The sequence below is a fragment of the Acidimicrobiales bacterium genome (assembly GCA_035546775.1).
Classification (GTDB): Bacteria; Actinomycetota; Acidimicrobiia; order Acidimicrobiales; family JACCXE01; genus JACCXE01.
In genome coordinates this window covers 1-22,666 of sequence record DASZWD010000060.1, presented here as the reverse complement: position 1 = coordinate 22,666, position 22,666 = coordinate 1, and the positions used below count along the sequence as shown (strand labels likewise).

The 22,666-nt window shown below is 68.9% G+C and carries 19 protein-coding genes; 10 read left to right on the top strand and 9 right to left on the bottom strand.

Annotated elements, in window-relative coordinates:
• From VHC63_15145 to VHC63_15135, 3 genes are read left to right on the top strand one after another with little or no spacing between them, the layout of a single operon-like run.
• On the top strand, window positions 1-2,043 hold the full coding sequence (locus VHC63_15145) for an ATP-dependent DNA helicase UvrD2 (protein HVV37944.1): 2,043 nt from the start codon (window positions 1-3) through the stop codon (window positions 2,041-2,043).
• A complete protein-coding gene (locus VHC63_15140; GenBank protein ID HVV37943.1) occupies window positions 2,044-2,541 on the top strand; it encodes a DUF2505 family protein in 498 nt (165 codons plus the stop codon).
• Window positions 2,542-2,576: 35 nt separating this feature from the next.
• Window positions 2,577-3,020, top strand: coding sequence for a hypothetical protein (locus VHC63_15135; protein HVV37942.1), 444 nt, complete (start codon window positions 2,577-2,579; stop codon window positions 3,018-3,020).
• A gap of 113 nt (window positions 3,021-3,133) precedes the next feature.
• Here the strand turns inward: VHC63_15135 and VHC63_15130 are convergent, their stop codons facing one another.
• The 4 genes from VHC63_15130 to VHC63_15115 are packed head-to-tail and all read right to left on the bottom strand — an operon-like array spanning window position 3,134 to window position 6,622.
• Complete coding sequence (locus VHC63_15130) at window positions 3,134-3,829, bottom strand: PaaI family thioesterase (protein ID HVV37941.1); 696 nt, start codon at window positions 3,827-3,829, stop codon at window positions 3,134-3,136.
• The gene (locus VHC63_15125; GenBank protein ID HVV37940.1) at window positions 3,822-4,610 is read right to left on the bottom strand and encodes an exodeoxyribonuclease III; all 789 of its coding nucleotides are present in this window, start codon (window positions 4,608-4,610) and stop codon (window positions 3,822-3,824) included. The genes VHC63_15130 and VHC63_15125 overlap by 8 nt, the downstream gene beginning before the upstream one ends.
• A gap of 9 nt (window positions 4,611-4,619) precedes the next feature.
• Window positions 4,620-5,252, bottom strand: coding sequence for a DNA-3-methyladenine glycosylase (locus tag VHC63_15120; protein HVV37939.1), 633 nt, complete (start codon window positions 5,250-5,252; stop codon window positions 4,620-4,622).
• Entirely contained in the window at window positions 5,249-6,622 is a 1,374-nt protein-coding gene (locus VHC63_15115; GenBank protein ID HVV37938.1) for a S1 RNA-binding domain-containing protein, read from the bottom strand. Before VHC63_15115 ends, VHC63_15120 begins: the two co-directional genes overlap by 4 nt.
• A 26-nt stretch (window positions 6,623-6,648) precedes the next feature.
• Between VHC63_15115 and VHC63_15110 the strand changes: the two genes are divergently transcribed.
• From VHC63_15110 to VHC63_15100, 3 genes are read left to right on the top strand one after another with little or no spacing between them, the layout of a single operon-like run.
• Window positions 6,649-7,977, top strand: coding sequence for a M20/M25/M40 family metallo-hydrolase (locus tag VHC63_15110; GenBank protein HVV37937.1), 1,329 nt, complete (start codon window positions 6,649-6,651; stop codon window positions 7,975-7,977).
• Window positions 7,974-8,576 (top strand): HAD-IA family hydrolase, encoded by a 603-nt coding sequence (locus VHC63_15105; GenBank protein HVV37936.1) that lies wholly within the window; start codon window positions 7,974-7,976, stop codon window positions 8,574-8,576. Before VHC63_15110 ends, VHC63_15105 begins: the two co-directional genes overlap by 4 nt.
• Window positions 8,573-9,070: a hypothetical protein gene (locus VHC63_15100; GenBank protein ID HVV37935.1), complete on the top strand. Its 498-nt coding sequence runs from the start codon at window positions 8,573-8,575 to the stop codon at window positions 9,068-9,070. Before VHC63_15105 ends, VHC63_15100 begins: the two co-directional genes overlap by 4 nt.
• Here the strand turns inward: VHC63_15100 and VHC63_15095 are convergent.
• Genes VHC63_15095 through VHC63_15085 form a run of 3 tightly spaced genes read right to left on the bottom strand, consistent with a single transcriptional unit; the run spans window position 9,067 to window position 14,470 of the window.
• Complete coding sequence (locus VHC63_15095) at window positions 9,067-12,669, bottom strand: multifunctional oxoglutarate decarboxylase/oxoglutarate dehydrogenase thiamine pyrophosphate-binding subunit/dihydrolipoyllysine-residue succinyltransferase subunit (protein ID HVV37934.1); 3,603 nt, start codon at window positions 12,667-12,669, stop codon at window positions 9,067-9,069. The two genes, VHC63_15100 and VHC63_15095, sit on opposite strands and share 4 nt — an antisense overlap.
• A 34-nt stretch (window positions 12,670-12,703) precedes the next feature.
• Window positions 12,704-13,441, bottom strand: a complete 738-nt coding sequence (locus VHC63_15090) for a hypothetical protein (GenBank protein ID HVV37933.1) — start codon at window positions 13,439-13,441, stop codon at window positions 12,704-12,706.
• Window positions 13,442-14,470, bottom strand: a complete 1,029-nt coding sequence (locus VHC63_15085; protein HVV37932.1) for an LLM class F420-dependent oxidoreductase — start codon at window positions 14,468-14,470, stop codon at window positions 13,442-13,444.
• Between the two features lie 53 nt (window positions 14,471-14,523).
• Here VHC63_15085 and VHC63_15080 point away from each other — a divergent pair, with 53 nt between their 5' ends.
• Window positions 14,524-15,591 (top strand): MBL fold metallo-hydrolase, encoded by a 1,068-nt coding sequence (locus tag VHC63_15080; GenBank protein ID HVV37931.1) that lies wholly within the window; start codon window positions 14,524-14,526, stop codon window positions 15,589-15,591.
• On the top strand, window positions 15,588-16,688 hold the full coding sequence (locus VHC63_15075; protein HVV37930.1) for a serine hydrolase domain-containing protein: 1,101 nt from the start codon (window positions 15,588-15,590) through the stop codon (window positions 16,686-16,688). Before VHC63_15080 ends, VHC63_15075 begins: the two co-directional genes overlap by 4 nt.
• Before the next feature lie 74 nt (window positions 16,689-16,762).
• On the opposite strand, the gene VHC63_15070 is transcribed toward VHC63_15075, so the two are convergent.
• Together VHC63_15070 and VHC63_15065 are read right to left on the bottom strand one after the other, a co-directional pair.
• A complete protein-coding gene (locus tag VHC63_15070; protein HVV37929.1) occupies window positions 16,763-18,571 on the bottom strand; it encodes an ABC transporter ATP-binding protein in 1,809 nt (602 codons plus the stop codon).
• The gene (locus VHC63_15065) at window positions 18,558-20,240 is read right to left on the bottom strand and encodes an ABC transporter ATP-binding protein (protein ID HVV37928.1); all 1,683 of its coding nucleotides are present in this window, start codon (window positions 20,238-20,240) and stop codon (window positions 18,558-18,560) included. Before VHC63_15065 ends, VHC63_15070 begins: the two co-directional genes overlap by 14 nt.
• A 142-nt stretch (window positions 20,241-20,382) precedes the next feature.
• Between VHC63_15065 and VHC63_15060 the strand changes: the two genes are divergently transcribed.
• Both VHC63_15060 and VHC63_15055 read left to right on the top strand, forming a co-directional pair.
• Window positions 20,383-21,171: a methyltransferase domain-containing protein gene (locus tag VHC63_15060; GenBank protein HVV37927.1), complete on the top strand. Its 789-nt coding sequence runs from the start codon at window positions 20,383-20,385 to the stop codon at window positions 21,169-21,171.
• A 5-nt stretch (window positions 21,172-21,176) separates the two neighbouring features.
• Window positions 21,177-22,666: ATP-binding cassette domain-containing protein (locus tag VHC63_15055; protein HVV37926.1), on the top strand; the 1,490-nt coding region annotated here is incomplete at its 3' end.

Genomic DNA, 22,666 nt, shown 5'->3' with positions numbered 1-22,666 from the left:
GTGGGAGTCGAACGTCTGCTCGAAGGTCTGACGCCGGCACAGGCCGCCGCGGTCACGTCCGACGCGCAGCCCCTGTGCATCCTGGCCGGCGCCGGGTCAGGCAAGACCCGCGTGCTCACCCGCCGGATCGCCTACCGCGTCCTCACCAACACGGCCGACGCGCAGCACACCGTGGCCGTCACCTTCACCCGCAAGGCGGCAGGCGAGTTGCGTCACCGGCTGGCGGCCCTCGGCTTGCGCGACGGCGTCGCCGCCGGGACGTTCCACTCGCTGGCCCTCGGTCAGTTGCGGCGGTGGTGGAGCGAGCGAGGGCAGACCGAACCGCAGATCCTCGACCGCAAGGTGCGCATCATCGCCCCGCTGCTCGGCGGCCGTCGGCTCGGGCCCGCCGTCCAGGCGATCGATATCGCCGGCGAGATCGAGTGGGCCAAAGCGCGCGGCGTATCGCCGGCGCGCTACGAGGTCGAAGCGGCGCGGGCCGGTCGCAAGCCACCCGTCGCCGCCGACGCGTTCGCCGCGCTGTTCGAGCGCTACGAGAACGAGAAGAAGCGTCGTCGCCTCGTCGACTTCGACGACCTGCTGTGGCTGGCCGGCACGGTCCTCGAAGACGACGCCCCGTTCGCCGCCGCTACGCGCTGGCGCTTCCGTCATCTCTTCGTCGACGAGTTCCAGGACGTCAATCCGGTGCAACACCGCCTGCTCCAGGGATGGATGGGCGACCGCCTCGACCTGTGCGTCGTGGGCGACCCGAACCAGGCGATCTACAGCTGGAACGGCGCCGACCCGACGCTGCTGACCAACTTCACCGAGCGGTATGCCGACGCCGAGGTCGTTGCCCTCGCCGACAACTTCCGTTCGTCTCCCCAGATCCTGGCCACGGCCAACGCCGTGCTCGCCGACGGGTTCGCCGGGCGCGCCGGGGCCGAGCTGATCGCCCATGCCCCCAACGGTCCGCTGCCCATCGTGCAGGCCTACGCGAGCGACACCGACGAAGCGCGTGGCCTCGCCCGTGCCGCGCGCCAGGCGCACACGCCCGGCCGCGCGTGGTCGTCGATCGCGATCCTCGTACGCACGAACGCCCAGGCCGTCCCGATCTGCGAAGCGCTGGCCGACGCCGGCGTGCCCTACCGCGTACGCGGCGACGGTGGGTTCCTCCACCAGCCTGAGGTGCGCGACGCCATCGCGACCCTGCGGCGCCAACCCGCCGGCACGCCGATCCGCTCGGCGGTCACCGATCTCGACGAGTTGCTGGCCGAAGGCGACGGCACCGATGAGCGGCGCGCCAACGTCGAGGAGCTCGTACGCCTCGCCGCCGAGTACGACGCCCTCGAACCGGGCGGCACCACCGCCGGCTTCCTCGCCTGGCTCAGCACCACGGTCAAGTCCGAAGCGCCCGACACCGCCGGCGACGCCGTCGAGGTCGTCACGTTCCACCGCGCCAAGGGCCTCGAGTGGCCGGTGGTGTTCATCGCCGGGCTCGAGCGCGGCCTCGTGCCCATCGGTCACGCGGCAACACCGGCCGCCGAGGCGGAAGAACGCCGCCTGCTGTACGTCGCGCTTACCCGCGCCCAAGAAGCGCTGCGCTGCACGTGGGCGGAACGGCGCAGCTTCGGCGCCAAGGCCATCCCGCGCACGGCGTCGCCGTATCTCGAAGCGATCGAGATGACGATCGCTCTGCTCGGCCAGGGCGTGGCGCCGAGCGACCTGCGGGCCAAGATCGCGGCCGAACGCGACCGGCTGGCGTCGCTGTCCAAGGCGCGCCGCGCCCGGACGGCGGCCACGTCGAGGGTGGCCGGGGCCAACGCGGATGCCGACGTGCTGAGCGCGCTCAAGGCGTGGCGGGCGCAGACGGCGCGCGCCGCCGGCATGCCGGCGTACGTCATCTTCCACGACACGACGTTGGCCGCGCTCGCCGAGGTCATGCCGCGCAGCGAGCGCGAGCTGCTCGCCGTGCCCGGCGTCGGCCCGGTCAAGATCGACCGCTACGGCGCCGACGTGCTGCGGGTGTTGGCCGAAGCGGCGGCGCGCGACGAAGCTTCCTAGGTGCGCTTCTTCATCGAGCAGCGGTTCGCCGCTCCCCTCACCGCCGTGGAAGCCGCCTATTGCTCGCCCGAGCTCCTGGCGACGCTGGCGACGCTGCCCAAGGTCGGCGGCGCCGACCTGCTCGACCAGCGCACCGAGGGCGATCGGGTTCAGCAGCGGGTTCGGTACCACTTCACCGGGGACCTCAATTCCGCCGTCACCGCCGTGGTCGACCCGCACTTGCTGTCCTGGGTCGAAGTATCCGAACTCGACCGCGCCACCCACGTCACCACCTGGCACATCGTCCCGGACCACTACGCCAGCCGCCTCAGCTGTTCGGGCACGTTCGCCCTGAGCGCCCAGGGCGACACCACCATCCGGCGCACGGAGGCGGAGATCAAAGTGCACTTTCCCCTGGTCGGAGGCCGTGTCGAGCGGGCGATCGTGTCGGGCCTCCAAGAGCACGCCGCGGCCGAACAGGTCGCGGTTCAGTCGTATCTGACCCACTTTGACCATTGAATCCTGGGGGTTTGTCCCCTACCCTTGACGGCGCGATGGCGTATTGGATGTCGATCGAGGTCTTCGACGGACCCTTCTCGGCGCGCGCCTGGCAGGAAAACGTGGGCGACAGCCTCGTCGAAACCGCACTCCGCACCGGCGCCACCGACTGGAACTGGCACAGCCACACCTGGGGCGTCGTGTTCGAGGTCCGCTTCGAGAGCGAAGCCGACTGGGAGCGGTACCGCCAGACGCTCGCCGTGCAGATCGCGCTCGATGCGGTGCCCGACCCCGTGTCCGGGCTCATCGTGTACCGAGGCCGCGGCGGCTCAGCCGGTTGGGTTTCGCCTCGTAAGCCGAAGCCGCTGGTCGGTTCTGGTGCCGCCGCGCTGCCTCTGCCCAAAATCATCGAAGACGCGGCCGACGAGATCTACCGCCTCTTCACCGCCGACGTCGAACGCCGCCAGATCCCGGCGCCCGTCGGCCTCCTCCGCCGCTAGCGCGGCCTTCACTCCCCCTCCCACTTTCGAGCACCCATACGGGGGTGATCCGACCCGGCGCGGCCGCAAATCACCCCGCTAACGGTGCTCGAAACGCGATGGGGCGATGCGGGTCAGCGGGGGCGCTGCTTCTCGCGTTCGTCGGCGAGTTTCTTCAGCTTGCCCATGTTGACGGTGATGAACACGGCGTCGGCTTCGGCGAGCAGGTTGTCGTCGGGGTCGTAGAGCTCGCCGACAGTGAAGGTCTTGCGGCCCTCGATGCGATCGATGCGCGCCACGAACCGCAGGTCGGTGTGCAGGGGCGTGGGTCGGCGGAACTTCGTCGTCAGCGTGCCCGTCATGCCGGGCTGGCCGCCGAGGTCCTGGGCGAGGCCGAGCACTTCGTCGAACGCCGCGAGCACATAGCCGCCGTGGACGCACCCGGGCGCGCCCTCGTACGCGCTGCCCCAGCGCACTTCCCCGATGATCCGGTCATCTTCGGCGCGCATGCGCAGCGGCGGCGCCAGCGGGTTGGCGAGCCCGGCCACCGGGCTGTTGTCGAAGAACGCGCCGGGGTCACCGGCGACGGACGATTCGCTGAAGTCGTAAACGCGACCACGCGGGTAGGCGCCGATGACATCCGCGATCTCCCGCAGCTGTGCCGTCGCAGCGCGCATCGCCTCCGCGTCGGCCTGGGTGGCGACGACGCTTTCCATCAACCGCCGCAGCTCGTCGGTCATCTCACGGGCGGCGACGCGCTGCTCGGTGGCGACGGGCGCCTGCGTGACCGCGTTGATGCGGTTGGCCCGATCGGTGTCGTGGTCAGACATCGATGTCCACGATCACGGGGGCGTGGTCCGACGGCTGCTTGCCCTTGCGGGCGTTGCGGTCGATCAGGGCGAAGGTCACCTTGTCGGCCAGCGGCGTGCTCACCAGCACCAGGTCGATGCGCAGGCCGCGTCCTTGATGGAAGTCGCCGGCCCGGTAGTCCCACCACGAGTACAGCCGCTCGGCGTCGTACTGGGTGCGAAAGGCGTCGACCAAGCCCCAGCCGCAGATCTCCGCCAGGGCGGCGCGCTCGCGCGGCGACGTATGCGTGTCGGTCAGGAACTTCTTCGGGTCGTAGCAGTCCTTGTCCTCGGGCGCGATGTTGAAGTCACCACCGATGACGACGGGTTCGCTGGGCGACGAGGTGGCGGCGATCTCGTCGCGCAACGCCGCCAGCCAGGCCAGCTTGTACTCGTAATGCGGGTCGGCGAGGCCCCGGCCGTTGGGCACGTACACCGACGTCACCCGCACGCCACCGCACGTCGCACTAACGGCCCGCGGTTCGACGTCGTCACTGTCGAAGGTCGGACAGTCGACCTTGCCGAAGCCGAGGGTCACATCGTCGAGGCCGACGCGGGACGCGATGGCGACGCCGTTCCACCGGCCCGTCCCGTTGTGCGCCACCTCGTAGCCCATCGACTGAAACGCCAAGTACGGAAAGGCGCTGTCGGCCACCTTGGTCTCCTGCATGCACACGACGTCAGGCTCGGCGTAGGCGAACCACTCCTCGATCCTGGGCATCCGCACGGTGAGCGAGTTCACGTTCCAGGTGGCGATGCGCACGCCTATTACCTACCAGCCCTCGGGCGGGGTCACTTCCACCGCCGCCCAGCAATACCAGGCGACGACCGAGCGCCAGGGCCGGAAACGGTCGCCGAGGGGTTCGAGGTCCTTCGCCGTCGGCGTCGTCGGCAGGCCCCACGCCTTGCCGTAACCGTTGCGGACGCCGAGGTCGCCCGTGGGCCACACGTCGAGGCGGCCGAGGTGGAACATGAGGAACATCTCGGCAGTCCACCGACCGATACCACGCACCATGCAGAGGTGCTCAACGATCTCGTCGTCGGTCATCGACGGGATCTTGCGGGTGTTGATGCGCCCGTCGAGGTGGGCGTTGGCCAAGTCGATCAGCGACGTGGCCTTGTTACCCGACAGGCCGGCGGCGCGCAGCTCCTCGAAGGGCGTGGACAGCACGGCTTGGGGAGTCACCTTGCCGCCGATGGCGGTGACGAAGCGGCCGTGGATCACCGACGCGGCGCGCCCGGCGAGCTGCTGGAACACGATGGCGCGTGCCAGCGTGACGAACGTGGTGCCCGGCGTCGGGGTGCCGAGCGTGCACGGCCCCGCCTCGGCGATGAGGCGCTTGAGGACGGGGTCGAGCTTGGTGAGGGCCCGCTCGGCCTTGGTGACTTCGGCGGGCCCGGTCACTCTTCGGTCGGCGCGGCGGCGGCCTTCTTGGCCGTCGTCTTCCTGGCGGCGGTCTTCTTGACCGCTGCTTTCTTCGGTGCCGCCGTCTTCTTGGCTGCCGCCTTCTTGGCGGCCTCCGTCTTGGGTGCCGCCGCCTTCTTGGCCGCCGCCTTCTTGGGCGCCGCGGCCTTCTTCGTCGCGGTCTTCTTGGGAGCCTCGGCGCTCGGGGCCTCCGTCGCCGCCGCCGCCTTCTTGGCGGCGCGCTTCTTGACTGGCGCCGCGGGCTCGGTCTCGGCCGGCGCGTCGAGCACAAGTTCCGGCGCCTCAGGCTTGGCCGCCGCCTTCGCCGCCGTCTTGCGCACCGGCGCCTTCTTCGGCGCGGCCTCCTTCTTGCTCGCCGGCTTCTTGGTGCGGTTGATCTCCTGCTCGACGGTCTCCTCCGACGGCGCCCCCGACACCTTGGCGAACTCAGGAATGGCGAGTTCGATGCCGCGGCGGGGCGGGTCGAAGGCCTGCACCACGAACGCCCGCGTCTCGCCCTTGGCCACGACGTCGCGCGCGGCGCGCGGCGGCGGGTCGCCCATCGCGGAGAGCGGCAGGTAGCAGCGCGCTTCGCCGACGCGCACGAACGCGCCATGACTGGTGAACTCCTCGACGGTGCCGTCGACGGTCGAACCCGGCCGGTGCGACGCCACGAAGCCGAGGAAGACCATCGGCTCGTTGACCGGATCCGACGGCACCTGGCCGCGCCGGCGGCGCCGCTTCTCTTCTTCTTCGGCGAGTTCCTCGGCGCTCAACGGCGCCAGTCGGGCGTCGCCGACCTGCGGGACGGCCGGACCCTTGGGCGACGGCCGGCGCCGGCCGCCACGGCGGCTGCGCGACGACGTGGCTTCGTCGGTGGCGGTCTTGATGGCTTCGCTGACGACCGCGCTGCGGGCGCGGCGCACCGCCTCGCGACTTTTCGGACCCCGCACGGGCGAACGGGCCGTGAAGATCCAGCCGATGCCGGGGACGGGCTTGCCCCCGATCAGGCGGCCGCGGTCGAAGAGCCACTCGTGCTCGCCATGGAACTCCTGGAACGAGTCGTTCGACAGCACGTCGGCGTCGACCTTCTCGGCGATACGCAGCAGGAAGGCGTCGCCGCGGCCGAACGCACCGGCGGGTGGCGAGACGATCTCGGCGTTGGCGACGGCCTCGTCGAACGCCGGGACCTCTTCGGGCGGGATGCGGTGACCGAAGGTGGCGTCGACGACGACGGTGATCTGCGCGTCGGGGAACTCGGCCATGAAGGCGCGCACCGCTTCGTCGAGTTGGGCGAGGCTCGGCATCGACCGCCCTTCGGTGGCGATGTTCGAGCCGTCAACGATCACATGGTGGGGCTTCTGCGGCATTGCGTTACGGACTCTAGGGTGCGGGTGTGCCGAACAGCGTCACCGTCACCGAAGTTCTCCAGCAGCTGATCCGCAACGCCTGCGTCAACGACGGCACGCCCGAGTCCGGCCACGAGTCCCGGTCGTCGGACGTTTTGCAGTCCGTCGTCGAGGGTCCGGGCATCGATCTCGAGACCTACGAGCCGACGCCGGGGCGCAAGTCGCTCGTCGCCCGCATCGAAGGGACGAATCCCGATGCGCCCACGCTGATGCTGATGGGCCACACCGACGTCGTGCCCGCCACCGAGGGCTGGGAGCGTGACCCGTTCGGCGGTGAGCTGGTCGACGGCGAAGTGTGGGGCCGCGGCGCCGTCGACATGCTCAACCTCACGGCGTCGATGGCCGTGGCCACCCGCAACCTGGCCGACGCGGGGTGGCGGCCCGAGGGCACGCTCATCTACTTCGCCGTCGCCGACGAAGAGGCCCTGGGCACGCACGGTGCCGGGTGGATGGCGGACCACGAGACCGACGCCGTGCGCGCCGACTACGTCATCACCGAGGCCGGCGGGTTCCCGATGCCCACGCCCAACGGGACCAAGCTGCCGGTGATCGTCGGCGAAAAGGGCACGTACTGGTGCCGCCTCACGGTCAAGGGGACGCCCGGCCACGGCAGCCAGCCGCTGCGGACCGACAACGCGCTCGTCACCGCGGCCGAGGTGGTGCGTCGCCTCAACGAGTACAAGCCCGAGACGATGATCCACGACGTGTGGCGCCAGTTCGTCACTGGCATGTTCCCGCCCGAATTCGCCGAGCTGCTCGTCGACCCCGTCGAACTCAACAAGCTGGTCGAGACGCTGCCGGTTGCCCTCGCCCGCCAAGCCCACGCCTGCACCCACACGACGTTCGCGCCGACGGTCATCCACGGCGGTCACAAGACCAACGTCATCCCCGACCGCGTCGAGCTCGAAGTCGACATCCGCACCCTGCCGGGCCAGACCGGCTCGGACATCCGCGCGATGCTCGACGACGTGCTCGGCGAGTTGTCCGATCGCGTGTCGATCGACGTGATGACCGACGAGACGTCGACGGCGTCGCCCTTCGACACGCCGCTGTGGGACGCGATGAACCGCGTCGGCAACGCCCTCGTGCCCGGCGGCGCCGAATGCATCCCGTTCCTGACGGTCGGCGCCACTGACGCTCGCTTCTTCCGCCGCATGGGCATCCCGAGTTACGGCTTCGGGTTGTTCTCGAGCAACATGTCCTACGAGGATTACGGCGCGATGTTCCACGGCGACAACGAGCGGGTCGACGTCGAGTCGCTCGAGTTGTCGACGCAGATGTGGCAGGTCCTGTCGAAGGATCTCCTCGGAGGGTGAGCGTGTTCAAGGCAGTGCTGTGGGACTTCGGCGGGGTGATCTCCACGAGCCCGTTCGAGTCGTTCAATCGCTACGAGGAAGCGAACGGCTTGCCGCGTGACTTCATCCGCACGCTCAACGCCACCAACCCGGATACCAATGCGTGGGCGCACTTCGAGCGCAACGAGTACACGATCGAACAGTTCGCCCGCGCCTTCGAAGCCGAAGCCGCCGCGCTGGGCTACCGCCTCGACGCCCTCGCCGTCCTCCAGGCGTTGCGCGGTGAGATGCGTCCCGAGGTCTTCGCCATGATCGACGCCATCAACGACGCCGGGCTCATGAACGCCGGCGTGACGAACAACTTCGCGCCGATGGAGCCCAGCGAGTGGCACGACAAGTTCACGGTCATCGTCGAGTCGAGCCGCGTCGGCGTCCGCAAACCTGATCCGCGCTTCTATTCGCTGGCGTGCGACGCCCTCGGTGTCACGCCGGTCGAGTGCGTCTACCTCGACGACCTCGGTATCAACCTCAAGCCGGCCAAGGCGATGGGCATGACGACGATCAAGTTCATCGACCCGGGCGACGCGCTCGCCGAGTTGAAGGGCCACCTCGGGCTGTGAAGCGGCTCGCGGCGGTGGCGCTGCTCCTGACCGGTCTGGCGGCGTGCGGCAAGGACGAACCGAAGCTCGCCGACCCCGTCACGACGGCGCCCCAGGCGATCACCGCGCCGAACGATTCGACGCCGACGACGACACCCACCACGACACCGACGACGTCGCCGACGACCCCGACGACACTGATCGAGCCGGATGCGTCGACGCCGGCGGCCAGCGGGTGCGGCAATGCGCCCGAGGGTGGGGCGGCGCAGATCACGCTCAATCCCGACGTGCCGTCGCCGCGCTGCGTCATCGTGCACTCCGAGAACCAGCTCACGTTCGTGAACAACACCGCCGCGCCCCAGACCGTCGACCTGGGATACGACCACGCGACGCTCCAGCCCCACGAGACCCACGCCTTCCCCGAACACGTCGGTGACTACTGGGCCCGCGGCGTGCACCGCGTCAACACGTCGCTGTACGCCGGGTCAGGCCCGGAGGTGTGGCTCCAGGGTTAGACGGTGAGCGCCCGGTCGTACAGGTCGGCTTGCTCGATGGCGTGGCTGGCGGCGGAGCCCGCAGCGGGCGAACCCGACTCGACGCGGGTCACCTCGATGATGGGGAACTCGTCACCGACGACGCGCGCGAGCTTGCCCCGCAGGTACGTGAACGCGCCCATGTTGCGCGGCTCTTCCTGGAGCCATACGACGTCCTGGATGTGAGCGTACTTGTCGAGAATCGCCGCGATCTGTTCCTCGGGCCACGGGTAGAGCTGCTCCACCCGGACGATCGCCACGGGCGCACTGCGCTTGTCGCGCTCCTCGGTGACCTGTACGGCGACCTTGCCGCCGGCAAACACCACGCGGCGCACGCTGTCGGGATCGGTGATGGACGCGTCGTCGAGCACTTCGTGGAAGCGACCCTCGACGAGATCCTCGATCGGCGAGTACGCCTCCTTGCGTCGCAACAGCCACTTCGGGCTCATGATCACCAGCGGCTTGCGCCGGTCGCCGCGCACCTGGCGACGCAGGATGTGGAAGTACTGCGCCGCGGTGGTGGGTGACGCCACGGTGATGTTGTCCTCCGCGCACGCGCCGAGGAATCGTTCGAGGCGCGCACTCGAGTGCTCCGGGCCCTGGCCTTCGTAGCCGTGCGGCAGCAGCAGCACCAGACCCGACGTCTGCTGCCACTTGTCCTCGGCCGCCACGAGGAACTGGTCGATGATGATCTGGGCGCCGTTGGCGAAGTCGCCGAACTGCGCCTCCCAGGCGACCAGCGCGTCCTTCTGCACGACGGAGTAGCCGTACTCGAAGCCGAGCGCCGCGTACTCCGACAGCAGCGAGTCGTAGATGAAGAAGCGGCCCTGGTCGGGACCGAGATCCCACAGCGGCACGTGCTCGACACCCGTGTGGTAGTCGACGAGCACGGCGTGGCGATGACTGAACGTGCCGCGCCGCGTGTCCTGACCGGCGATGCGCACGTCGGTGCCTTCGATGAGCAGCGAACCGAACGCCATCTGTTCACCGAGTGCCCAGTCGACGTGACCCTCGGCGTAGAGCTTGGCGCGGGCTTCGAGCTGCTTCTGCAGCTTGGGGTGCACGGTGAAGTTCGGCGGGAACTCGTGCACCGCCTGGGCCACGCGGTCGAGCACGTCCCGGGCGACGCCCGTCAACGGTGAGAGCGCCACGACGGTCGGCGGCGGCGCCGGCAGGCTCGTCGGCATCGGCCGCTTCGACTCCCGCGTCTCTTCGAGCGCCGCTTGCAGACGCGCCGAGAAGTCGTCGAGCATGCGCTCGGCGTCTTCCATCGTGAGGTCGCCGCGCTTGACGAGGGCTTCGGTGTACAGCTTGCGGACCGACCGCTTCTGCTCGATGCGCTCGTACATCTGCGGCTGCGTGTAGCTCGGCTCGTCGCCTTCGTTGTGACCGAAGCGGCGGTAACACACCATGTCGATCACGACGTCCTTCTCGAACGCCTGCCGGAACGCGAACGCCAGCTTGGCGACGCGCACGCACGCCTCAGGGTCGTCGCCGTTCACGTGGAAGATCGGCGCCTGCACCATCTTGGCGACGTCGGTGGCGTACACCGACGAGCGCGCCGACTCGGGCGACGTCGTGAAACCAACCTGGTTGTTGATGACGAGGTGCACCGTGCCCCCGGTGCGGTAGCCCGGCAGCATCGACAGGTTGAGCGTCTCGGCGACGACGCCCTGGCCGGCGAACGCCGCGTCGCCGTGGATCAACAGGCTCATGACGGTGGCGCCGCGCTTGGTGTCGTCCCAGTTGGGGAACAGGTCCTGCTTGGCCCGCGCCATGCCTTCGACGACGGGGTCGACGGCTTCGAGGTGCGACGGGTTCGACGCCAGCGTGACGGCGATCGGCAGGTCGTGGCGACCGGTGAAGGTGCCCACTGCGCCCTTGTGGTACTTCACGTCGCCCGAACCCTGGACGGTGTCGGGATCGAGGTCGCCTTCGAATTCGCGGAACAGCTCGCGGTAGCTCTTGCCGATGACGTTGGTCAGCACGTTGAGGCGACCTCTATGAGCCATGCCGAGCACGGCTTCACCGACCCCGGCGGCCGCCGCTTCGTCGATCACCGTCTCGATGAGCGGGATGGCGGACTCGCCGCCTTCGAGGCCGAAACGCTTCTGGCCGATGTACTTGGTGTGGAGGAACTTCTCGAAGGCCTCCGCCGCGTTGAGCCGAGACATGATCCACTGCTGCTCGTCGGTCGTGAGCTGCGTCGAGACGCCCTCGACGTGCTCCTGGATCCAGCGCTTCTGATCCGGCTCCTGGATGTGCATGTACTCGACGCCCACGGTGCGGCAGTACGCGTCGCGCAGCAACCCGAGGATGTCGCCCAACGTCATCACGTCGCGCCCGGCGAGCCCGTCGGCGTAGAACTCGCGGTCAAGGTCCCACAGCGTGAGCCCGTAAGTGGCGGGGTCGAGCTCGGGGTGCATGTGCGGGTCCTTGGCCGCCAGCGGGTCGAGGTCGGCGATGAGGTGGCCGCGCACCCGGTACATGTTGATCAGCGTGTGGACGTGGACCTGCTTGGCGTAGCGCGACCGTTCCTCGTCGAGGCTGTCGCCCGTGGCGTCGCGCCGCCACCGCACCGGCTCGTAGGGCACCCCCATCGAGCGGAAGATGTCGTCGTAGAAAGCTTCCTCGCCGAGGAGGAACTTGTGCACCCACTGGAGGAACTCGCCCGACTCGGCGCCCTGGATGATGCGGTGGTCATAGGTCGACGTGAGGGTCATGACCTTGCTCACGCCGAGCTTGGCCAGCGTCGAGGGATCGGCCGCCTGGTACTCGGCCGGATAGTCGAGCGAACCGACGCCGACGATCGCTCCCTGGCCTGGCATGAGCCGCGGCACCGAACTCACGGTGCCGATGGTGCCGGGGTTGGTGAGGCTCATGGTGGCGCCGGCGAAGTCGTCCGGGGTGATCTTGCCGGTGCGCACTTTGCGGATCAGCTCTTCGTAGGCGGACCAGAAGCCGTGGAAGTCGAGGTGGTTGGCGTTCTTGATGACGGGCACCAGCAACGTGTGGGAGCCGTCGGACTTCGTCTGGTCGACGGCGAGGCCAAGGCCCAGGTTCTTGTGCGTGACCACGCGCGCCGGGTTGCCGTCGACGAACGATGAGTTCATCACCGGCACCTTGTTGGCGGCGCGCACGATGGCGTAGCCGATGAAGTGGGTGAAGCTCACCTTGCCGCCGCGGGTGCGGCTCAGGTGGTTGTTCAGGATCTTGCGGTTGACCTCGAGCAGCTTGGCCGGGACCTGGCGCACCGAGGTCGCCGTCGGCACGCCGAGGCTCTGCTCCATGTTGACGACGATGCGCGCCGCCGCCCCCCGCAAGGGGACCCCTTCGGGTTCCTCGCTCTCCGAACTGGTGCTGTCCACGACCGGTTTCGGGGGCTGGGCAGGACCAGTTGGCGCCGCGGCGGGCGGTGCCGGCGCCACAGGCGCCGGCGAAGAACCGTTCGTTACCGGTGCTGCGTTCGGCCGGTAGTCAGCGAAGAACTCGCGCCAGCTTTCGGGCACGGAGTTCGGGTCGGCCTTGTACTGGTCGAACATCTCCTCGACCAGCCATTCGTTCGGTCCAACGTCAGCCATTGTGTGGCCAAGGTTACCGGCCGATCGTCACACCTCAGGCTTTGCGGCGGAAGGGCGCAATCAGGGCGTGCACAACCCAGTAGCCCAGCGTCACCGGATACAGGATCGTGGCCAGGCGAGCGAACTTGCCGACCTGGCGCAAGCACAGGCTGATCGAGAACACCGCCGCGGCGTAGAGGGCAAAAGTGGCCCACGACGGGTCGGCGACAAAGCGCACCGCGCACAGCGCCACGGTGATGAAGAACACCATCGCGCCGACGAGCGCCAGGGGCTGTTCCTGCGTGTCGCGCTCCGCCCAGCCTTCCGCCACGCGCTCGGCCACGACGTGGCCGCCGAGGTACACCTTGGGCGGCGCGTCGTCGGACGCGTCGGGTCGCCGCGCCACCAGCCCCGTCGGCGGCGCGGACGGCGCCATCGTCATCGCTTCGTACAAGACGAAGAAGGTCGCCAGGGCTTCTTTGCGCGTGGCCGTCTTGCGCCACGGGTACACCGCGATCGACGGGTTGTCCTCGAGCGCGGTGGCGATGCGCAGCAACGCCTCGGGCGTCGCCAGCTGCACCGTCGGCGCCATCGTCACGGTGGAGCCGCCGGCGTTCGCCGGCAACGGCCGCTGCGTCGGCAGTTCCGCCGGCTGCCCCTCGACCAGCACCGTGATGTCGACCGTCGCCTGCGGCGACACGACGACAGGACCGGGAGCAGCGGGCAGACGCGGTAGGCGCGCCAGCAGCAGCGGGCCGAGCACGAGGCCGGCCAAAAGCAGCAGCGTCAGCAACTAGTCGGCCCAGGCCTTGAGCTTCTCGAGATCGGTGATGGCGTTCGGGCCGCCGGCGGTCACCTGGAGGTTGGTGACCCCCGCTTCCTTGAACGCCGCGATCTTCTCCTTGATGTATCCCTCGGGGCCGACGAGCGTCATCGACTCGAGCATCTCGGCCGGCACCACCGCCGCGGCTTCCTGCTTCTTGCCGTCGAGGTAGAGGTCCTGGATTTCCTTGGCTTCTTTTTCGAAGCCGTAGCGGCAGGCGAGTTCGTTGTAGAAGTTCTTGCCCCGCGCCCCCATGCCGCCGATGTAGAGCGCCAAGGCGGGACGCATGAAGTCGCGCAGACCCTCGACCCCGTCGCCGATGGCGAGCAGGCCGCCGGCAACCACGTCGAGTTCGGGCAGCGACGGGTCGCGTTTCGCCTTGCCGGCCTTGAGCGCGTCGCCCCACACCATGTGTGCCTTCTCGGGCATGAAGAAGATCGGCATCCAACCGTCGGCGATCTCGGCGGTCATCGTCACGTTCTTCTCACCGATGGCGGCCACGTAGATCGGGATGTTGGCCCGTACCGGATGGTTGATCAGCTTGAGCGCCTTGCCGAGGCCCGTCCCCTGACCTTCGGGCAAGGGCAAGTTGTAGATGCCCTTGTGCTCGACGGGCTCGCGGCGCCACATCATCCGGCAGATCTCGATGATCTCGCGGGTGCGGGCCAGCGGCCGGTCGTACGGCAGTCCGTGGAAACCCTCGATGACCTGCGGGCCCGACGCGCCGAGACCGAGAATGGCCCGACCGTTGCTGACGGCGTCGAGACCGGCGGCCGTCTGGCCCAGGCACGACGGCGTGCGCGAGTAGATGTTGAGGATTCCCGAGCCGATGTTGACGGTGCTGGTCTTGGCCGCGAGGTAGCCCATGAGGCTCACGGCGTCGAACGAGTAGGCCTCGGCGACCCACACGGTGTCGATGCCGGCGGACTCGAGTTGCGCGACCTGGTCGGCGGCAGCGACCACGTCGCCGGCGTAGTTCACTGCGGTGGAAATCTTCATGGGCGCAGCCTCGCGACAACTTGACCGGTTGGTCAAGTACGGTGAGCGACCACATGGCTGAATACCGCAAGAGCGAGCAGGCGCCCGCCACCGCCGACGTCGTCGACCTCGGCCAAAACGTGATCCGGATGCAGCTGCCGATCCAGATGCCGGGCCTCGGCCACGTCAACATGTACGGCCTCGTCGACAACCGCGGCCTCGCCATCATCGACGTCGGCGTGCCGGGGCCGAACACGTGGAAGTGGGTCAAGTCCCACCTCAAGAACGCCGGCTACAAGCTGAGCGATGTGCACACCGTGCTCGTCACCCATTCGCACCCCGACCACTTCGGCTGTGCCGGACGGCTGGCGACCGAGGCCAACGCCCAGCTCGTCACGCACAACAACTTCCGCACGTTCTGGAGCAACGCCGATGCGCCGTGCAACCACGGCGACACCGACATGGCCCACGACCACTCGCTGCCCGAGGGCAACCCGTTCCTGGACCCAAACCCGTGGGACGGCGAGACCCGCGAGGTCGGCCCACCACGCGGGCGCCGTCTGCAGTTCCGCCTGATGCGCTCGCGCATCTTCGGCAACTACCGCCTGCCCGAACCGGCGCGACGCGTCCGCAACGGCGACGTGCTGCGCCTGGCGGGCCGCGACATGTTCGCGGTGCACACGCCGGGCCACACGCTCGACCACTTGTGCATCCACGATCCCGAGGGCGGCTTCGTCTTCACCGGCGATCATGTGCTGCCCCACATCACGCCCTACATCTCGGGCATCGCCAGTGGCAGCAACCCCCTGCTCGACTACTTCGCGTCGCTCGAGCGCACCGCCGCTCTACCTGACGTGCGCTGCGCGTTGCCGGCCCACGGCGTCGTCATCGACGACGCGGCACAGCGATGCCGCGAGATCATCGAGCACCACGAGGAGCGCTTCGACCGCCTGCGCAAGGGCTCGGCCGAATTGGGCAAGCCGGCCACGGTGCGCGAGCTGTCCACCTTCCTGTTCCACCCCGACAAGATCGGGCACATGGCCGACGGCGAGTGCTACGCCCACCTGGAGTTCCTGCGCCAGGCCGGCCGCGCCGACATGACCGTCGAAAACAACGTCAAGCGATACGAGGTGACCGCATGATCAACGTCGAGAAGTTCGAAGCCCGCGTCCGTCGTGAGGTCGACGCCGGACTGTTGCCGTCGTGCCAATGGGCCTTCGGCCTCGACGGCGAGATCGTGTCGTCCGGTGTCCTCGGCGACGCCGACGAGGACACGCGCTACACGATCTTCTCGGCGACCAAGGCGCTCGTGGCCTCGACGGTGTGGACGTGTATCGCCGAAGGGTCGATCAAGGTCGACGCGCGCGTCGCCGACTACATCCCCGAGTTCGCCAGCAACGGCAAGGACGACATCACCGTCGAGCAGGTGATGCTGCATACCTCCGGCTTCCCCCGCAACGGGTGGGACATGGAGATGGCCACCTCGGAAGGCCGGCGCAGTCGCTTCGCCAACTGGAAGACCAACTGGGAGCCGGGGACGCGCTACGAGTACCACGCGACGACCGCGCACTGGGTGCTCGCCGAACTCATCGAGGTGGCGACGGGGCAGAACTTCCTCGACGTGATCGAGCAACGCGTCACCACACCGATCGGCATCCCGCGGGTGCTCGGCATTCCGGAAAGCGACGGCGACAACATCGCCACGCTCGTCAACGTCGGCGAGCCGATTTCGCCCGACGAGATGGAAGCGACGTTCGGCGTGCGGGAGTTCCCGGCGACGGAGGTGACACCCGAGGCGCTCCTTTCGTTCAACCAGCCGGCGCGCCGCGCCCTCGGTGTGCCCGGTGGCGGCGGCGTCACCACGGCGCGTAACTACGCGCTCTTCTACCAGGAGCTGCTCCACAACCAGAAGGGCATCTGGGATGACGACGTGTTGCGCGACGCCACGTCGAAGGTGCGCAACAGCTTCGGCGACCCATTGTTCAACACGCCGGCCAACCGAGCCCTCGGCGTCATCATCGCCGGCGACGACGGCAAGGCGAGCATGCGCGGCTTCGGCAAGACCCAGTCGCCCCGCACCTTCGGCCACAACGGCGCCGGCGGCCAGATCGCCTGGGCCGACCCCGAGTCCGGGCTGTCCTTCGTCTACCTGACCAACGGTCTCGACCAGCACATGATCCGCGAAGCCAAGCGCGGCGTCGCCCTGTCCTCCCTAGCCGCCGAAGTCACCCAGCCCTAAGCGCCCGAACTGGGCGCGTCAGATGGTGTTTTGCGCCATATGACGCGCCCAGTTCGGTTTGCGTTCGGCGGCGATTACGCGATTCTCAGGGTCGGGAGGACGGTGCCGGGTGGGCCGTCGTCGACGATGCGGCCGTCGTCGACGACCAGGACACGGTCGGCGATCTCGACGGTCGACAGGCGGTGGGCGATGATCACCGCGGTGCGGTCGGCGAGCAGGGTGTCGAGCGCCGCCTGCACCAGACGCTCGGTGGGCAAGTCGAGCGACGACGTAGCCTCGTCGAGGATCAGCACCTTGGGATCGGCGAGGAAGGCGCGGGCGAACGACACCAGCTGCTTCTGCCCCGACGACAGGCGCCCGCCGCGCTTGGCGACGTCGGTGTCGTAGCCCTCGGGGAGCGCGGCGATGAAGTCGTGGGCGCCGATGGCGCGCGCCGCGGCCTCGATCTCGGCGCGCGAGGCATCTGGACGGCCGAGTCCGATGTTCCACGCGATCGACCCTTCGAACAGGAACGACTCCTGGGTGACGGCGACCACCGCGCGCCGCAGGTCGTCGTCGGCAAGATCGCGCAGGTCGATGCCGTCGAGCCGCACCGCGCCCTGCGTCGGGTCGTAGAACCGCGACAGCAGACGGGCGATCGTCGACTTGCCGGCGCCGGTACGGCCGACGAGGGCGATCGTCGTCCCGGCCTCGATGCGCAGATCGACGTCGTGGAGCACGGGACGACCGGGGCGGTATTCGAAGGTGACGTGGTCGAACTCGACGCCGCCGTGCAGCGACGACGCGTCGGCCGGCTGCAACGGCTCGAGCACCGTCGGCGCCTCCTCCAACACGCCCGACAGCTTCTCGAGCGCGGCGGCGGCTGACTGGAAGATCGAATAGAACTGCGAGATCTCCTGCACCGGCTCGAACAGCTGCTTGATGTAGAGCAGGAACGCCGCGAGGGTGCCGATGGTGACGTCGCCCTGGATGACGCGCCAGCCGCCCACCAGCAACAGGCCCGCCGCCGCGCAGTTGCCGATCACGCGCGACCCGGGCCCGTAGACCGCGCCCAGCCGCATCGACCACACGTTGGCGCGGCGGTACTTGTCGTCGAGGTCCGCGAAAATCGCGTCGTTGCGCGGCTCGCGCCGGAAGGCGGCGACCGCCCGCATGCCGCCGACGGTCTCGACGAACTGCACGATGACGCCGGTCACGCCCTCGCGCGTCGCGCGGTACGCCAGCGCCGAGCGCGTCCGGAACCACCACGTGAGGGCGATCACGAAGGGCAGCGAACTCAGCGCCACGAGAGCGAGCGGCACGTCGAGGTACAGCATGAAGGCCGTGATGCCGACGAGGTAGAGCACCGACCACGACAGCGTCGTGAGGCCGTAGTTCAACAACTCGGCGAGCGCCTCGACGTCGGAGGTCAGCCGCGAGATCACGCGGCCCGACGTGTAGCGCTCGTGGAACGAGATGCTCAGGCGCTGGAAGTGGTCGAACAACCGGCGGCGCAGTTCGAGCAGCACCTTCTGGCCGATCGAACCCGTCAGGTAGTTGAACTCGTAGTCCGCCACCGCGGCGATGGCGGCGCACAACACGAACAGGCCGACGGTGACGAGCAGGTGCGCCGGGCTGCCGCCGTGCATCATGCGCGGGATGCCGTCGTCGAGGGCGCGCTTGACGAGGTAGGGCCCAGCGAGGCTGCACAGGCTGTAGACGGTGATGACGGCGATCGACTCCGACAGTTCACGCTTGTGCGGTTGCAGCAGCGAGAAGAGCAGCCGCTTGCTGCGGCCGCGCAGGAACGCGCCGAGCGACGAAGTGACGTCGTCGATGTCCTCGGCCGCGACCCCCCGCCAGTCGGCCTCGTTGGGCGTGGCCGCGTCGTTAGGCAGCGTCATGGTCCAGCACCTCCGTTTCGTCACCGATGACGGCGGCGTACGCCGGGTTCGTGGCCAGCAGCTCCGCGTGCGTGCCCGTCGCGGCGATGCGGCCGTCGTGCAGGAAGGCGACGCGATCGGCGAGGGCGACGGTCGACGGGCGGTGCACGGCGATGATGGCGGTGACGTCGCGCAGCACCTGGTGCAGCGCCTCGTGCACCGCTTGCTCGGTGCGCACGTCGAGGGCCGACAGCGGGTCGTCCATCACGAGTACCGCCGGCTTGCCGACGACGGCGCGCGCCAGGGCCAGCCGCTGGCGCTGCCCGCCCGACAGCGAGATGCCCTGCTCGCCCACCCGCGTGTTGAGCCCCCACGGCAACTCGTGGACGAACGACGCACTGGCGACGTCGAGCGCTTCGGCCAGTTCGCCGTCACCGAGATCGGGGGAACCGAGCAACACGTTCTCGCGCACCGACGCCGAGAACAGCGTGGGGTCGTCGAAGGCGACCGATACGCGCGCCCGCAACGACTCGAGTGTGAGCTCGCGCACGTCGACGCCGTCGAGCAGCACGCGCCCTTGGCTCGCGTCCGAGAGTCGACCGATCAGCGCCAGCAGCGTCGTCTTGCCCGACCCGGTGGCGCCGACGAGCGCCAGCGTTTCGCCCGGCTGGATCTCGAGGTTGACGTCGCGCAGCACCGCGGTGTCGGCACCCGGGAAGGTGAAGCCAACGTGGTCGAAGCGCACCGACGCCGGACCGGCGGCCTTCGCGTCGACGGCGTCAGGCGCGTCGGCGATCGTGGCCTTGGTGTCGAAGACCTCGTAGATGCGCTGCGCCGCCGTGGCCGCTTCCTCGCCCATGGACAGGATTTCGCCCAGCGACTCCACGGGCCACACCAGCAGGATGAGGAGCGAGAAGAAGGCAACGAGGTTGCCGGGCGACAGCGAGGCGTGCGACACCGCGTACGCGCCGCCCAGCAGCACCATCGCCTGCACCAGCTTGGGCATGAGGCCCAGCAGGCCGAAGAAGCGGGCCCGCAGCCGCGTTTGCTCCATCGACGTGTCGTGGATCGCCGTCGCGGCGGTCATGAACTTGGCGAGCATCGTCTCGCGCCGGCCGTACGCCTTGATGACGCGCACGCCCTGCGCCGCCTCCTCGATCTGCGTCGTGAGGTCGCCGATCTGGTCCTGCACGCGGCGCGTCACGGTGCCGTACGTGGCGTTGAACTGCTTCGAGATGAAGATGACGGGCAGGAAGCCGACGAAGGTGAGCACGGCCAGACCGACGTGGCGCGTCGCCAACTCGGCGCACACGTAGAGAAACGTGAACGTGTTCACGAACAGGAAGACGAGACCGAAGCCGATGAAGCGGCGGATGACCGACACGTCGCTGTTGGCCCGCGACAGCAGCTGGCCCGTCTGCCAGCGGTCGTGGAACGCCAGGTCGAGGCGCTGCACGTGGGCGTAGAAGTCGTTGCGCATCGCCGTCTCGAGGTCGGTGGCGGCGTAGGCGAGCATGATGCGACGAACGAAGGCGAGGCCGCCATCGACGACGCCGACCGACAGCGCCAGCAGCGCCAGCGGTGCGACCCCCGGCCGGTGGTGGTGGCTGAGCGGCCCGTCGATCATTCGCTGGGTGACGAGCGGCAGGTAGGCGGCGACCACCGTGCCGCCCATGGCAGCCAGTGTCATCAGGATCATCGATCGCAAGTGCGGCCGGACGTAACTCCGCACTCGCCAGAGAGCTTGTAGATGCATTGGTGACCTTCCCCCAGTCCATCGAGCAGTCTGCCGCTTTGGCCGAATGCCAGGCACGTGATTTATTGGACGGCGCATGCCCGACACCTACAGCCACGGCCACCACGAATCGGTGCTGCGCAGCCACCGCAACCGGACCGTCGACAACTCGGCCGCCTACCTGATTCCGCACCTGCGCGCGGGCCTCGACGTTCTCGACGTGGGTTGCGGCCCGGGCTCGATCACCGTCGACCTCGCGACGCGCGTGGCGCCCGGCCGCGTCATCGGTATCGACGCCGCGGACGACGCAATTGCCGCGGCACGCGCCCTCGGCGCCGAGGGCGTGGCGTTCGCCGTCGGCGACGCCTACAACCTCGACTTTCCCGACGCGTCGTTCGACGTCGTGCACGCCCATCAGGTACTCCAGCACCTCACCGACCCCGTCGCCGCCCTGCGCGAATGGCGGCGCGTCCTCAAACCCGGCGGCATCGTGGCGGCGCGCGACGGTGTCTATTCGAGCTTCGCCTGGTACCCCGCCGACCCCGTGCTCGACCGCTGGCTGGCGCTGTACCACCAGCTGACCGACCACAACGCGGCGGAGGCCGACGCCGGCGTGTTCCTCCCCCACTGGGCCGCCGAGGCGGGCTTCGACGACGTCGTGTTCAGCGCGTCGAACTGGGCCTACGCCACGCCCGAGACCCGGCAGTGGTGGGGCGGATTGTGGGCCGACCGTGCCCTCGAATCGTCCTTCGCCACCCAAACGCTGGAATATGGGTTGACCACGCCCGGCGAACTCGAAGAGATTGCTGCGGCGTGGCGCCGCTGGGCGGCGCAACCGGACGCCAGCTTCATCGTCGTGCACGGCGAAGTCATCTGTAGGAAGTAGCCGCCGTGGGCGCAATAAATGTCGACAAGTTGGCGTACCAGGTCCCGGGTGGCCGGACGCTGTTCAAAGACGTGTCCTTCACCGTCGGCAACGGCACCAAGACGGCGCTCGTGGGCGACAACGGCGTCGGCAAGACCACGCTGCTGCGCCTGATCGCGGGCGACGACATCGAGGGCAAGGTGCTCGAGGGCACGATTCGCATCGACGGCCGCCTCGGCGTCATGCGCCAGCTCGTCGGCATGCGCGGCCAGATGGAGACGGCCACCGACTTGCTGATCACGCTCGCGGAACCCGAGCAGACGCGCGCCGCCCTCGAGCTCAAGGCGGCCGAAGCGGCGCTCGCCGAGGACCCGTCGGAACGCAACGGGATGCGCGTCGCCCACGCCGTCACCAAGTGGGGCGACGTCGGCGGCTACGACCTCGAGATCGTGTGGGACGCCGCCGCGCTGGCCTCGATCCGCCAGCCCTACGACCAGATCAAGGACCGTCCGCTGACGACGTTCTCGGGCGGCGAGCAGAAGCGCCTCGCCCTCGAAGTGCTGCTGCGCAGCGAGGCCGACATCCTCCTGCTCGACGAGCCCGACAACTTTCTCGACGTGCGAGGCAAGAACTGGCTCGCCGAGCAGATCCGGGCGTCGAGCAAGACGATCCTCTACATCACCCACGATCGCCAGCTGCTCGCCGACTCGGCGTCGCGCGTGCTCACCCTCGAAGGCTCGGGCGCCTGGACCCACGGTGAGGGCTTCGCCACGTACCACGCGGCGCGCCAGGCGCGTCTCGCCAAGCTCGACGACGACTTCAAGCGCTGGCAAGACGAGCGCGACCGGCTCAAGAACTACATGCGGATCATGAAGATCCGCGCCGGCATGTCGGATGCGAACGCGGCGCGCGCCCGCGCCGCGGAGACGCGCTTCAAGCGCTTCGAGGCCGAGGGCCCGCCGCCGGAAGCGGCGAAGGAACAGAACATCAAGATGGAGCTCGGCGGCGGGCGCACCGGCAAGCGCGTCGTCATCCTCGAGGACCTCGCCATCGACGGGCTGACCGATCCGTACACCGGCGAGATCTGGTTCGGCGAGCGCGTCGCCGTCATCGGCCCGAACGGCACCGGCAAGACCCACTTCCTCAAGCTGCTCGCCGGCCAGGACATCGGCCATGAGGGCAAGGCCGAACTCGGCGCCCGCGTCGTGCCCGGCCACTTCTCCCAGACCCACGATCACCCCGAGCTGATCGGCCAGTACGTGGTCAAGATCCTCCAAGCGCGCGGCCTCACGCTCGGCCAGGCGATGGCGCGCCTGCGTCGCTACGAACTGCAGAACCAGGCCGAGCAGCCCTTCGAGACGCTCAGCGGAGGCCAGCAGGCGCGCCTGCAGGTGCTGCTGCTGGAGCTGTCCGGCGCCACGCTGCTGCTGCTCGACGAACCGACCGACAACCTCGACCTCGTTTCCGCCGAAGCGCTCGAAGACGCGCTCGCGTCCTTCGAAGGCACGGTTATCGC